General features: G+C 55.9%; 14 protein-coding genes and 1 pseudogene. 7 read left to right on the top strand and 8 right to left on the bottom strand.

Features of this window, described 5'->3' with window-relative positions:
• The 4 genes from M0974_RS20640 to M0974_RS20625 all read left to right on the top strand — a co-directional run.
• Positions 1–304: helix-turn-helix domain-containing protein (locus tag M0974_RS20640; RefSeq protein WP_297841007.1), on the top strand; the 304-nt coding region annotated here is incomplete at its 5' end.
• Between the two features lie 298 nt (positions 305–602).
• Entirely contained in the window at positions 603–2,219 is a 1,617-nt protein-coding gene (locus M0974_RS20635; protein ID WP_297841005.1) for a hypothetical protein, read from the top strand.
• A 177-nt stretch (positions 2,220–2,396) separates the two neighbouring features.
• Positions 2,397–2,876 carry a hypothetical protein gene (locus tag M0974_RS20630; protein WP_297841003.1) on the top strand — a complete coding sequence of 160 codons (480 nt, stop codon included), beginning with the start codon at positions 2,397–2,399 and terminating at the stop codon, positions 2,874–2,876.
• On the top strand, positions 2,873–3,172 hold the full coding sequence (locus M0974_RS20625) for a DUF1883 domain-containing protein (RefSeq protein WP_297841001.1): 300 nt from the start codon (positions 2,873–2,875) through the stop codon (positions 3,170–3,172). The genes M0974_RS20630 and M0974_RS20625 overlap by 4 nt, the downstream gene beginning before the upstream one ends.
• 12 nt (positions 3,173–3,184) lie before the next feature.
• On the opposite strand, the gene M0974_RS20620 is transcribed toward M0974_RS20625, so the two are convergent.
• Positions 3,185–4,489 (bottom strand): NRAMP family divalent metal transporter, encoded by a 1,305-nt coding sequence (locus M0974_RS20620; RefSeq protein ID WP_297840999.1) that lies wholly within the window; start codon positions 4,487–4,489, stop codon positions 3,185–3,187.
• Between the two features lie 294 nt (positions 4,490–4,783).
• On the bottom strand, positions 4,784–5,149 hold the full coding sequence (locus tag M0974_RS20615) for a DUF202 domain-containing protein (protein WP_297840995.1): 366 nt from the start codon (positions 5,147–5,149) through the stop codon (positions 4,784–4,786).
• Between the two features lie 120 nt (positions 5,150–5,269).
• On the opposite strand from M0974_RS20615, the pseudogene M0974_RS20610 reads away from it, so the two are divergent.
• Positions 5,270–5,530, top strand: a pseudogene (locus M0974_RS20610) (LLM class flavin-dependent oxidoreductase); the annotation flags it as partial.
• Between the two features lie 584 nt (positions 5,531–6,114).
• Here M0974_RS20610 and M0974_RS20605 read toward each other — a convergent pair.
• The 6 genes from M0974_RS20605 to M0974_RS20580 form a co-directional block, all read right to left on the bottom strand.
• The gene (locus M0974_RS20605; protein ID WP_297841009.1) at positions 6,115–6,336 is read right to left on the bottom strand and encodes a hypothetical protein; all 222 of its coding nucleotides are present in this window, start codon (positions 6,334–6,336) and stop codon (positions 6,115–6,117) included.
• Between the two features lie 307 nt (positions 6,337–6,643).
• Positions 6,644–7,036, bottom strand: coding sequence for a Rid family hydrolase (locus M0974_RS20600; RefSeq protein WP_297840991.1), 393 nt, complete (start codon positions 7,034–7,036; stop codon positions 6,644–6,646).
• Between the two features lie 8 nt (positions 7,037–7,044).
• Positions 7,045–8,394 carry an MFS transporter gene (locus M0974_RS20595; RefSeq protein ID WP_297840987.1) on the bottom strand — a complete coding sequence of 450 codons (1,350 nt, stop codon included), beginning with the start codon at positions 8,392–8,394 and terminating at the stop codon, positions 7,045–7,047.
• Positions 8,395–8,480: 86 nt separating this feature from the next.
• Positions 8,481–9,194 carry an SDR family NAD(P)-dependent oxidoreductase gene (locus M0974_RS20590; RefSeq protein ID WP_297840986.1) on the bottom strand — a complete coding sequence of 238 codons (714 nt, stop codon included), beginning with the start codon at positions 9,192–9,194 and terminating at the stop codon, positions 8,481–8,483.
• The gene (locus tag M0974_RS20585; protein ID WP_297840983.1) at positions 9,191–10,492 is read right to left on the bottom strand and encodes an NAD(P)-binding domain-containing protein; all 1,302 of its coding nucleotides are present in this window, start codon (positions 10,490–10,492) and stop codon (positions 9,191–9,193) included. The genes M0974_RS20590 and M0974_RS20585 overlap by 4 nt, the downstream gene beginning before the upstream one ends.
• Positions 10,493–10,616: 124 nt before the next feature.
• The gene (locus tag M0974_RS20580) at positions 10,617–11,543 is read right to left on the bottom strand and encodes a LysR family transcriptional regulator (protein WP_297840980.1); all 927 of its coding nucleotides are present in this window, start codon (positions 11,541–11,543) and stop codon (positions 10,617–10,619) included.
• A gap of 550 nt (positions 11,544–12,093) precedes the next feature.
• Between M0974_RS20580 and M0974_RS20575 the strand changes: the two genes are divergently transcribed.
• On the top strand, positions 12,094–13,080 hold the full coding sequence (locus tag M0974_RS20575) for an ABC transporter substrate-binding protein (protein WP_297840977.1): 987 nt from the start codon (positions 12,094–12,096) through the stop codon (positions 13,078–13,080).
• A 107-nt stretch (positions 13,081–13,187) separates the two neighbouring features.
• On the top strand, positions 13,188–13,657 hold a 470-nt coding region (locus M0974_RS20570), incomplete at its 3' end, for an ABC transporter permease (RefSeq protein ID WP_367279038.1).

Genomic DNA, 13,657 nt, shown 5'->3' with positions numbered 1-13,657 from the left:
ACTGTTCGCCGATTACCAATGGCCAGGAAACGTTCGCGAGTTGGCCAATTTGCTTACCCGGGCGGCTATTCATTTCGAAGATTTATACGGTGGCTCTGCTGAAGATGTTCGGGCGGCGTTTCCCGAATTTGGTTGGAGCAACGTCACTAGCGAGGCGCATAGGGACGGCGGTGTGAAACCTCCTGTCGATAGGCAAATTGCGCTGGAAGCCCTTGGTGCCGTGAACGGTAACCGGGCCGCAGCGGCACGAGCGCTGGGGATCAGTCGAACCACCCTATGGCGGTTGACCCGGCTAACCGATTGAGCGATTGAGCGACTAGCCATATCGTTCCACGCTTGGCTGATCAAGATCGTTATTTGGCGTCGGACGCGGGGCTTAGGCAGCGTCGTGAGTGGGGAAGCTGTTCCTTAAAGCCTGGTTAATATCGGCGCCTACTCGTCGGCATTTCCAGCTCGATGCCTCCGAGCGAGTGCTATGGTTAATGAACACCCGCTCAGAGCTCCGCGCGTTATGCGCCTAGCGCAGTCCGCGCTCTCCGGCAGAAAGCTGGCGCAGGAAGTACAGACGGCGAGCGTCTGGAATCTTCAATGAGAAAAAAGCCATGATCCAGTTATGGAAGATACCTATTACGGCTGTTGCGCTCACCGCCATGGCGGTCATGCCGCACTTGACGCAGGCGCAGGATCTTACGTCCGTGCAACTCGCCCCGGGCACCATGAAGCGCGTCGGCACGATTGACGAGCGCTATCAGTCATACAATGTCGAGATGCTAGAAGTGACCGGCGGCAAATTCTGGAAACCGTACAAGGAAATTGGAAAGACGACTGCGCCACCTTCCGCTGCTTCGAGCAGTGAAACACAGAGCGGCGATGCACCCTCTGGAATGGACCCTGGCCTCTACCAGTATCGCCCGCCACTCGACCTCACCAATAAGCGGTTGCGCGCCATGGCCAAGGCGCTTGGTCCGGCCTACATGCGGATCAGTGGCACTTGGGCCAACACGACCTATTTCGCCGACACGGACACGCCGCCTAAGGACCCACCCCAAGGTTATGGTGGTGTGCTTACGCGTCAGCAGTGGTTGGCGGGGATCGATTTTTCGCGCGCAGTAGACGCGCCCATTGTCACTTCGATGCCGACAGGCGTCGGCACGCGTGGGGCGGATGGAGTCTGGCAGCCCGACCAAGCCCGCCGCTGGCTCGCCTTCACCAAGGCGAATGGCGGAACGGTCGCCGCAGTGGAGTATATGAATGAGCCCACGATGGCTTCGATGGGTGGCGCCCCACAAGGCTATGACGCAGTGGCGTACGGGCGTGATTTTCGGGTATTCGACGCTTTCATGCGCAAGGAGTATCCGGGTACGAAGCTCCTCGCGCCGGGCTCCGTCGGAGAAGCGAACGCTGACTGGGCCGTCGCCATGGGCGGATACGGAAACCAGAAGGTGTTGCCGGCGGCCGAGCTTGCTGCTTCGACGGGTGACGCCGACGCCTTCTCCTATCACCATTATGGCGCTGCATCGCAGCGCTGTAAGGTTATGGGCCACCAGACCAGCGCCGATCAGGCGCTATCCGAGGACTGGCTGGGTCGCACCGACCAGACGCTCGCCTACTATCGGGGCATACGCGACAAGGCCATGCCGGGCAAGCCCTTCTGGAACACGGAGACGGCAGACGCGGCCTGCGGCGGAAATCCCTGGGCCGGCACCTTCCTGGACACCTTTCGCTACCTCGACCAACTCGGACGACTCGCTCGTCAGGACGTGAACGTCATCATCCACAACACACTGGTCGCCAGCGATTACGGACTACTGGACGAAAACAGCTTCGAGCCCAAGCCCAACTTTTGGGGCGCACTGCTCTGGCGCCGCCTCATGGGGACTACGGTCCTTGACCCTGGGTTTGCCAACCGCGCAGGCATGCATGTCTATGCGCAATGCTTGCGCGGCGTGCCTGGCGGTGTGGCGATGCTTGTCTTGAATACGGATCGCAAAAAGACTAGCTCGCTTATCCTCCCTGCTGCGGCAAACCGCTACACCCTGACGGCTGCGAGCCTGACTGATAAGACCGTCTCGTTGAATCGTACGCCATTGCAGCTTGGCGCCAACGATGCGCTTCCAGTGATGAAAGGGTCAGCGACCGCGGCTGGGGAACTCACTTTCGCGCCTGCAAGTATTACGTTTCTTACCGTTCCATCTGCAAAGAATGAAACCTGTAGATGAGCGCGCACAGCGTCATCAGGTAAGCGCTACGGTCAAACCGTCAGCGCGCAGGCAATGTCACAGAGGCGAAGGCGATCACTTCATTGAGGTCAGACGGCGGCGTCACCGCAGGGGAGGGCAAAGACTGAACGATCTCGGGACGATGCTCGATGCAGTGCTCGCTGGGCAGGGGATTGCTTGGCTGCCCAACTGGGCACTAGCAACAGGCGGCTGTTGGCCGAAACCCGGATCGCCACGTCGATGCTCTATTCGATGAGGTCGGCAAATCAGCATCTTTCGGCATCGGCACGTTCCTCGATGTCACTGGCGGCAAATAAGCAGCAGGAGTACCGGTTGCGGGTCACAGGTCAGAGCTGGCAGGAACTCCGGGGCCGGGACATGGGCTTTACCCGTCAGGTCATGAGCGAGCGCCTGAACTGGTTGCACCCGCAGATTGCCAAGAGCGTGCGCTGGGATTATTACTGGATGGGCGAACTGGACATGCAGCGCAAAACCATACCTCGTCTTTACGGCCTGGGGGCGGGTGTCGTTGCGCCGCCCCGGCCTACATGGCTTTCGCACCGTCGTTGGCGCTGCGCTACTACCGCTGGCGGGACAACCGCTCGACCAGCCGTGATATTGTCTTGCCTCAGCTCTAACCGCCCAGAGTCTCCATGAAATTCATACACCAGCGCGAGCACCTCAACGAAGATGACATTGTGATCATCGAATGCTCGAATACCTGCAACATACGTCTTATGAACGATGCTAATTTTCGCAGCTTCAAGAGTGGCGGGCGCCATACCTACCATGGCGGCGCATTCGACAAGTTCCCAGCGAAGATCGTCGTGCCCAGCAGCGGGTTCTGGAACATCACAATAGACACCGTAACCACCAGAGCGATTAGCGTAACCCGCAAGCCGAACGTTAAGCACACGATCAAGATCGTCCGGCGTTCAAGCTCTGGGCGTTAATGAGCGCAATGGTCAGAAGGGTGCCATAAACATCGCCATCGCCGCCGCCCCCATCACAACAGTCGCAATCCAGCCCAGGACAATCAATGGCCGGCTCGCGGTGAAGTCACCCATCACCGACTTCTTCGACACCAGGAGGATGATGACGACCATTAGCGGCACTGCAACGATCCCGTTGATCACTGCGCTCCAGAACAACGCCTTCATGGGGCTGATGGGCGAATACTGGATGGCGAGTGCGCAGAGCACGCTGATGGCGATAATGCCGTAAAAGCCACGGGCGTCGCGGACCTTGCGTTCGAGCCCTTCGTGCCAGCCCATCGCTTCGGACAGCGCGTAGGCGCCAGAACCGGCCAGCACTGGCACACCGATCATGCCGACGCCAAGTATGCCGAGGGCGAAGAGCATATAGGCAAAGTTGCCGGCGAGTGGCCTCAGTGCAGTGGCTGCCTGGGCTGCGGTGTTGATATCGGTCACGCCCGCCACATTAAGGGTGACGGCCGTCGCGAGAATGATGAAATAGGCGGTGATGTTGGAGTAGAGCATACCGCTCCAGGTGTCCCAACGGATGCGCCGCAGTTCCTTGCGTGCAGTACGCGGGTCTTGTATGAGCGCGGCACTGAGGGGGGCTTTCTGCATGTCCTCGACCTCTTCAGAGGTCTGCCAGAAAAACAGATAGGGGCTGATGGTTGTGCCGAATAGCGCCACGACTACCGCGGCGGCGGTAGCGTCCGGGGTGAATCTGGGCCAGACCGTGGATAAGGCGACCTGTTTCCAAGGGATATGCACCGTAAACAGGACGGCGGCATAAGCCAGCAGCGAGAGCGTCAACCACTTCAGGAAAAAGACGTAGCGGTGGTAAGGGACGAACATCTGTAGCGCGAGCGTCCCGAATACGAAGACCGCAGTCATCAGGTGTCGATTGATGCCGCTGACCAGCTCCGCAACTTCCCCCATGGCGGCCACGTCAGCAGCAATGTTCAGTACATTGGCGATGAGCAGTAGCAGCACGACGCTCTGCAGCACGATCGGCGAAAACGCAGTTTTGATGTTGGCCGCGAGTCCCTTGCCGGTCACTCTGCCGAGGTTTGCGCACATCGATTGAACGGCGGCCATCAAGGGAAACGCCAGTGGCATCGTCCACAGCATGTTCAAGCCGAATTGAGCGCCCGCCTGTGAGTAGGTGGCGATGCCGCTAGGATCGTCGTCGGCCACGCCGGTTATGAGCCCTGGCCCCAGCTTTGATAGGGGATGCTCTTTAATGCGTCCCCATAAACCCCGAAACACATTCGCGCGCGGAGTGCTTTCGACTTCCATTAACACACCTCAGTAGTGCTTCGACGGGCGGGGAGGGTACTTACGCGTTTGTCCACGGCGACACCGATATTGGCGGCGTCGATCAGCCTGGAATTCAAGCTCATCCAGAACTGACACCGGGCTGCGAGAGCCCGGTAACTCGGCATATTTTAACGCCGGGGGACTGAGCATTTATTGAGCTGAATCAACAATGCTTATTCAGCAGCGGCGCATGAGCGCACGGCAACGAATTTTTCGTGATTTTTCTCAACCGCTTCCAGTACCTGCCGCTACGGCTTTGAGGCTGAGCGTTACTCATATGATGGCAAGATAGACCATGAGCAAGGCGCCCAGGACAGCGGTAAGCACATTCGCTATAGGGCCAGAGTTGATGCTGTACCCCTCTGGAATTTCAACTGGCTTCAGCGCTTTAACAACGCGTTTGTACTGCCACGATGACCAGCATGCAACCCATGAGCCCAGCATTAGAAAAGCCAGTCCGATCCAGAAGGAAAAATGTCTTTCTGGGCTGCCCAAGGCACCTGGTTTTAGCATCTGAAGCAGTAGCCCGGATCGCTCAATTACAAAGCCAAATGCCATAAGCGAAAGACTGGTTCGGTTCCACGCTAGCAAGGTTCTCTCAGCGGCAAAGAACACTCGTGGATCGGTGAGATCGGACATTAAATACTCCTAGGCCTAACATTGTGTGAGTTGCTCTGGTCAGACACTGCAGCAAACCCGCAAATGGCAGTCTAGTTCCCGTTTCACGGGTAACCGCATGCGTGTCCCAAATATCCGCTCTGGATGAATATAGTTAGTCTGGAGCCACTTACGCTGCTCTCGGCGCTCGCGGTCAGCACGAAGCATATTGGCCTCGTCGGCACGTTGACGACGCCCTACAACTCTCCCTATAACGTGGCGAGGCGCCTGGCATCACTCGACCTGATCAGTAAAGGCCGGGCTGGCTGGAACGTCGTCACCAGCGGTGACGCTGGTACGGCTGGCAACGATAGCCGCGACGAGCACTACGATTACGATACCCGCTACGGGCGGGCGGCAGAAAGCTTAGGGCTGGAGCTTCCCCGATTCCATCGGGGAAGTTAGCCACACCTTTCAGCAGCCGAGGTTATGGGGTTCCACAACCTCGGGCTGCCCAATACACACCAAGCCGTGCAGAACTTTTATAAATTAAATAATTGTGCTTGGTATTACTTTGGGATGTTCGTTTCTTTATTGGAAACTACGAGAAGTTGGTTGGATATAATGTTGAAAGACTACTGACGCCCCTTTTTTCTCTTTGAGTGATTGGCGCTTAACTTTTCGAAGAGGAATGAAGCCAGGCCGAATATCCCAATCAGTGAAATAATCATCATGCCCAAGTCTGAACTGCTCATGCCGTATACCTGCAACGTGGAAAAACTCATACTAAGTTATTCCATGTCGCAAGCAAGGTTGTGCAGGTGTTCTTTACGATATTTTAACTATCTTTACGGTAGTAATACAGCCTGTCACTTTCTACGATCAAGTCTGCGAAAACCCAATGGCCGTCATCCTCTCGAAACGTTCGGCGCAGATATACAGCGCATCTCTTCTTACGTGGTTGGCGACAAGTCGGTCTCGAAGCCAACGTGTTGGCGAATAGGTCCTCACTTACACCGCGCCTCGACAACTCGGCACGTCGACGGCGTTCCTCCTGATCGACTTGCATAACGCTCGCAATTATCCAGCGCAGTAGTGCGCGCCGATCTTTGGGAATCCCCCCACGCCAATCCACCTTCGCCTACCGTCGGCATGGCGGTGGCGTAGCATTTGGAACCCACCACGGCGACGGGTCTGTGCGAGCATCCCGTCATCAGCGAAAAGCAGATCGCTAATACCGACGGGAAAACCCGTTGCTTGTATTTCGTTACCGTTGTTTTATTCACACGCTTTCCACTGTTGATGCGCGGTGCTGACGTCGCAGGTCACCGCTGCCTGCACCATTCTCCGCGTTAAAAAATACAATCCGTCGTCAAAAAGCTTGACTCATAACAAGGTGGTAATGCAACGGGAGTGATCAACGTAATTCGCGCGACCTTCCTGCTTACGCCTGTCGGATGTACGTCGTAGCGCTCCGTGCAAGTATTAAAAAAGGCCGCGACTTGGGTCGCGGCCTCTGTGGCGGGACGCCAGCGCTTAGTCGGCAACGATGGCGTAAGTTTCGATCTCGACTTTCTGCCAGGGGCGCAGCATTGAATCCACTTGGATCAGGCTGCTGGCGGGGCGGGTGTCGTCGAACACTTCGCTGTGGGCTTTGGCGACCCATGCTGCATCATTAATATCTCGCAGGTAGACCACGGTGCGCACGACGTCTTCAACGCTCATCTCGGCTTCGGCCAGCACTTTTTTCACGGTCACAAGAATCGCCTGCGCTTGTTCATAGGCATTGCTGTGTTCGTAATCGGGTGACGCACATGTACCGGAGATATGCAGGTGGTTACCCACCCGTACTGCGCGGGAATAACCGAATACGGATTCGTACTGGCCACCCGAGGAAATGTTTTGCCGCGATGCAGTTTTACTGGTCATGTTATGCCTCATTTTGGAAGGGGATTACCGGTGGAATCCTTGACGAACAGGATCGATATCAAACCGACCACAGCCCCGGCGATCAGGTACCACGCGGGAATCATTTGGTTGCCGGTGCTGGATATCAGCCAAGTGTTGATCAAGGGGGCGGTACCGCCGAAAAGCGACACGGCAATGTTGTAGCTAATAGCGAGGGCGCTGTAACGAACGCGAGCGCTGAACAGTGCAGTCAGGGTCGCAGGCATCGCACCTTCAAAGAACAGTTGGCCTAAAGTCAGGATCAATAAGGCTGCGAACAAAAAGCCGACTTGTCCGGTGTGCAGCAACATAAAGCATGGAAACGCCATCACAATCAGCAGCACGCAGCCGCAGATGATCATGCGCTTACGTCCAAGACGATCAGCTAAAAGGCCGGACACTGGAATCAGTACGAGCATGAACAATGTAGCTGCCAACCCCAGGGACAAGCTGAAGCTATTGCTGTAACCGAGCACGTTTTCAAGGTAGCCCGGGATGTAGCCCAGAACGATGTAGTAGGTGACGTTGAACACGGTCACCAGGCCCATGCATTTGAGCAACTGTGGCCACTCGTTAATCATCAGTCTGAAGAGACTATCTTTCTTGCCAGGGGAAGATTTTTGCAGCGCTTCGCTTTTCTGGATCTCCTTGAAAACCGGTGTTTCTTCGAGGCCTAAACGCAGGTAAAGCGCGATCAAGCCGATTAAACCACCAATAGCGAAAGGCACCCGCCAGCCCCATTCACTCATGGCTTGCTCACCCAGGGTGAGGTTAAACAGGCTCACCACGGCACCACCGATGAGGAAGCCCGAGATGTTGCCAAATTCCAGCCAACTGGTGAAAAAGCTGCGACGTTTATCGGGCGCGTGTTCAGCAATGAAGGTACAGGAGCCGCCATATTCACCACCGGTGGAAAGACCCTGTAGCAACCTCATCATAATTAGCAGAATGGGGGCAAACACGCCGATGCTGGCATAGCCTGGTATGAAGGCGATGGCGAAAGTCGCGATGGCCATTAGCGAAATACTGAGAGACAGCGCAGTGCGGCGCCCGTATCTGTCGCCGATGGGGCCAAAGATCAAGCTGCCCAGAGGGCGGATCAGAAAGCCTGCGGCAAAGGTGGCGTAGATCGCCATCAATTGTGTCGCGGGGTTGTCATCATGGAAAAAAGTTTTGCCGATGATGCCCGCCAGCGAGGAGTACAACGCAAAGTCGAACCATTCGACCATGTTGCCAAGGGTCACACCGATAACGGCTTTTGACAGACGTTTGCGCGATTGTTCAACAGGAGCGCTGTTGCTTAAAAACTCTGGGACTACGGTAGCGTGTAATTCGCCCATGATATTGCCCTCTGGAATAATTGTAGTGAGGCAGCAGTCAATAGGAGGCACAGGCCCACGTCTGGCGCGTGGGGCCTGCGTTTAGGTCAGCGCATAAAAACGCCTCCGGCTATGCACAGTGATTCACCCGTGACGTAGGAAGGTTTGGCGCTCAGTTGCCAGACCCAATCGGCGATTTCTTCAACGCGCGCCGCGCGTTTTAGCGGAATGGACTCGATGGCCGCTTCGATTCGACCGCCAGCACGGGTTCCTTCTGTGTCAACCCAGCCTGGCGCCAGGGCGTTCACCACAATGTTATGGTCGGCCAGTTCGATGGCCAGTGAGCGCGTGATCGAAACCACTGCCGCTTTGGAGGCGCTGTACAGCAGCTGATTTTTTGAGACGGTAAACGCATCCACCGACGCAAAGAACACGATGGAGCCGCCACCAGCCGCTTTCAGATGACGCGCGCCAATGCGGGCAATGTTCAATGAGCCCAGTACATTGATATCAAATATTTTCCGGTACAACGACTCGCTGTAGCTTTCCAGCGATGAAGTAGGAAAGACCCCCGCCGCGTTGACGACCGCACGCAGCGGAGCCCTGCCGTCCAGGGCCGTATCGATGGCACTGCTAAGCGCTTCTTCACGGGTAACGTCGCCCACTACCGGTGAGAACTGAGCGGTTTGGGCCTGCTTGCTGGGCGTCACATCGACGGCAACAACGTGCCAACCTTCATCTTGAAAGCGTTGCGCGACGGCCTGGCCCATACCGGACGAAGTACCGGTGACGATTACGCTGGAGTGAGGTGCATTGTTCATAGGGGGTGTCCGATCAAGCCAGTTGAGGGAGGGGGGGCGGTGGGCAGTAGGGTAAGTTCCATAACATCCAATTGGCTCTGGGTATCCTGGTAGTTGCTCAGCCATTCACGTTTGACGATATCAATACGCGACTCGGCCGGTTGCAGCTTCGCGAACTTGGCCGCCAGGCCTTTCATGCCGGCGGCGCGCAATTTTAGGAAGCGCATAACCAGCTTCGTCTGGTCGCAGTACACCGGCCATTGCGCGCCACGCGGTGCGCCCAGGCCGATATAGAACAGGCCTTCCAGGTTGCTCGGCAACGTCATCGCTGCAGTGCGTAGCGGTGCGCCGTCGCGCCAGTGCAGCAGGTTTTCATCGAGGAACGGCAGGCGGGTATTGAAGCCCGTGGCCCAGACGATAGTGTCGTAATCGGCCTGACTCCCGTCCGTAAAGGTGACCGTTTTGCCTTCAATGTTCTCAATGCCCGGAGCGACTTTGATGCGGCCATGCTGAATCCAGTACAGCAACAGTGTGTTGACCACCGGTGGTTGCGCGTCCAGGTCGTAGGTTTCCGGCGCTGGCAGGCCGGGGTAGTTCTTGTGTGTACCAACGCTGGCCATGATCAGCATGTTCATGACCATATTCTGTTGTTCGGGCGGCAGTTGCCCGAGGAATGGCAACTCCCCACGGGGGACGCCGAAAATGGTCTTTGGCTGAAACAGTTGGCCACGGCGGATGGCGATGGTGGTGTCTAGGCGGGCTTGGGCGGCATCCACCGCCAAGTCGCAGCCGGAGTTGCCGAAGCCGACGACCAGCAGCTTGCCCTGCACCTGCTTGACGTTGCGGTATTCGCCGGAATGGATCGACACCCCGGTAAACCGCTGACCGACTTCCGGAATTTTGTAATCCCACAAGTGGCCGTTAGCAACCAGGACACCGGCGTACCGCTTGCTGCTTCCGTCGGCGAGTGTCACTTGCCAACCGGCTTCGCCGTTTTCATCCAGCGGGACCAGGCTCCGCACTTCAGTGTTGAACGATATTTTCTCGCGCAAGCCGAAAGTGTCGGTGTAGGCGTTCATGTACGCCTTCACCTGATCGCGGCTCGGGTACACAGGGTAGTCCGTCGGCATGGGGAACCCATCAAAGCAGGAGCTGCTTTTGGGGGTGATCAGATGCAGGGCATCGTAATCAGTATTCCAGTGGCCACCGATGTTCCCGGACTTTTCAAAGCAGTCCACCTGGAAGCCGGCGTCGGTCATGGTCTTCAGTGCGGCGAGGCCAGCGGCCCCGGCGCCAATGATGCAACAGTGATTGGACATTACGACTCCCCACTCCTCGAACGATGGAAGCGCCTGTTTTTGGCGTCCGTGGTTTGAGTATCCGTTCATGCACAGGACGGATGAATGGGCTAAGCCATGTGTGTCCTATAGGCATCCCCTATAGCTAGGTCGTTTCCAAATGCGCGTAGAGGTTCTGGATACGGTTCAAATGACTGCGCATCAAGTTGATCAGTACCCGGGTCGGGGGCGAAATTGGGGTGTCGTGGCGATGAATGAAACCGAACACTTCGTAGATCGGTGGGGAAATAGGCACCCAGCCTAGACGGTCATTGAAACCCAGCTGATGCAGGATTGGGCGGGTCGCGATCACATCGCCCAGCCCGCGCGCCGCCAGTTCGAACCCGGTTATCTGGTGCTCAACCTCGATGATAGGATCCAGCACCTCGCCACCCTTTGCCGCCAGCTGTGCCAAGAGTCGGCGAATGGGGTCGCCGGCACTCCAGCGCGCCTCGGTTAGGATCAACGGCGCTACGGCCAGGTCACGAATGGTTTTAGGGCCCTTGAGCCGCTCGGGGTCTGCACTGATGTAGCCCACCTGAGCCGACCATACCGGCTCGCTGGCCGTGAGGTTTTGTTGCTTGATCGGCAGCATAACGAGGCCCGCTTCAATCTCGCCTTGGCTGACCAACTCGGCGATCTCCGAAGAGTTGTAGCCGACAATCTTGATGCGCATGTTCGGGTGCAGCGTGCGGAACTGCTCGATCAGGTCGGTGAGAAAGTAGTGGTGGGCCGTACCGAAGGTGCCAAAACTCGCCACTCCACCCGACAGCTCCCGTACTGCTTGCACGGCTTCATAACCCTGTCGCGCCGCCGTCACCATGCCCTGAGCAAAAGGCTGCAAGCGCCGTCCCGCCTCGGTCAGCATCAGCCGGCGATTGGTACGAATAAATACGTGGGTACCGAGATGTTCTTCCAGTCGCAGAATCTGCTCGGAAAGGGAGGGTTGGGAAATATGCAAACTCTCTGCGGCCTTGGAAAACGTACCGTGCTCGATGGCGGCAAGAAAGTAGTGAAGTTGTTGCAGTGTCATAGTGCAGATCCATCACCAGTGTGAAGTCAACATGACACAGTTCAGTTGTATCGCGAAGTGACTGACTGTTGATCTAAACAGAGCAACAGGGCTTTAGTTACGCTGATATGCCTTAACGAAAAAGATTGGGTTTTCATGTATATACAGGATAAGAGATATGCGTCTACAGACCGCGCTATGACCTATCAAACACCCCATTTGCAACGCTGACTCCTGGTCTGTTGCCATCATCGCCTACGAACCTTAACGTTACGAATGAACGCACCTTAAGTGGGCATCCTGTCACCAGATCGCGTCAAAGGAGGTCATTTCACCACACTCGGCTATTGCTTACAGTTAATCTAATGAGCCGACGTTGCTCCCTTTACCGCCATACAGGAGTGGCTTGTGGAGTTTTTTTTAGAGTGATTCAAGTTCAGGCACGCTACGTGCTTACATGTATATACGTGTTAAGGCTAGATCTGCGTCCTCTACTACCTGCGGCAATTTGGAGCAACATCAAAGTAACCGCCGGGCAATCCATGCTTTCCTACCATAAGCGAGAAATGACATGAATCAATTGCTGAAAACTGGGGTGCGGTATCTGGTGAGTGCTTGCGCCCTAGCCGTGGCTGCAACGACGTGGGCGGCTCAGCCGAGCGTAGAGCCTGGGACGCTTAAGTTAGGTGTAGAACCATGGTTGGGATATGGCCCAGTGCATGTGGCTGCTGCGCAAGGGTTGTTCTCGAAGCACGGTTTGGAAAAAGTCGACGTTATCAATTTCAATGAAGACAAGGATATAAACGCGGGGTTGGCCAGCGGCCAGCTGGACGCAGCTACGATCGCTACTCACACCGCCATGGGCATGATTTCGGCTGGTCTTCCAGTGAAGATTGTAATGTTGCTGGATCAGAGCATGACGGCAGATGCAGTGATTGCTGGCCCAGAGATCAAGTCCATCAAAGATCTCAAAGGTAAAGACATCGCATTCGAAGAGGGCACTACTAGCGATATCCTTCTTCATACGGCTTTGGCCAGAGCGGGTCTTCAATGGTCTGACATCAATCCGGTTCCGATGCCTGCCAGTACTGCAGGCGGCGCGTTGATTGCAGGACGCGTACCGGTCGCCGTGACTTACGAACCTTACTTGACTGCTGCCCGGCAGCAGAACCCCAAGCTCAATTTGCTCTTCAGCGGCAAAGACCAGCCGGGTATTGTCAGCGACGTACTCGTCGTTCGGGAAGATGTCATCAAGAAGCGGCCGGGGCAGGTTCAAGCGCTAGTCAATGCCTGGGGTGACGCAGTTACCCATTACCGCGCTAATACCATTGCCGACCGTGCGATTATTTCCAAGGCTGTAGGATCAACGCCTGAAGACCTGGCGACTGCATTTGACGGCGTCGAATATTATGACCTTCAACAGAATGCTCATGAGCTGACCGGCCCTTTTAAGCAGACTACTTTTCCTATGGTATTGAAAGCTGCGCTTGCAGCAGGGCTGGTGCACACCACTGTGGACGCCAATGCGTTGATTGATGGTCAATTCGTTAACCATTGACAAGGGATTCTGTAATTGGCAACTAACTGCCATGCATGGGTGGATATCGAGGGGCTTCCAGCTTTTCGGTATCTACATAAGTGACAGGTTAGATGGGCGAGGAACATATGAGTTACGTCGAAACCAAAAGAGGAGAGGGTGGGGTGATCAATACCGCCACGCCTAAGCGCCGCAGAAGGGGAAACCTTTTTGTGATAGGCCGCCAGCCATCTAAGGCGGGATATCTAACAATAGCTATTGCAGTGTTCGTTGTTATTGCCGCTAGCTGGTGGATACTCACTGGGATGGCCATCGTGCCACCCATTTTCCTTCCTGCCCCCCACGCCGTGATAGCAAAAATGGTGCAGTTGGCGAACGACGGGACTTTATGGACTGACCTTAAGATCAGTCTTTATCGAATTAGTATTGCCTTTCTGATCTCTTCAGTTATGTCGATATTTTTTGGCGTGCTGGCGGGGAGTTATGGGTTTTGGAAGGCCTCAATTGAGCCATTCGTTGATTTTGTACGCTATATGCCCGTCGTCGCCTTTGTACCGCTGACAATTCTCTGGGCCGGTACGGGCGACTTCCAAAAATT

This window comes from Pseudomonas sp., from assembly GCF_026224925.1.
Classification (GTDB): Bacteria; Pseudomonadota; Gammaproteobacteria; order Pseudomonadales; family Pseudomonadaceae; genus Aquipseudomonas.
Note: the sequence above shows the minus strand (reverse complement) of the source record. Positions and strands in the feature narration are given on the sequence as shown.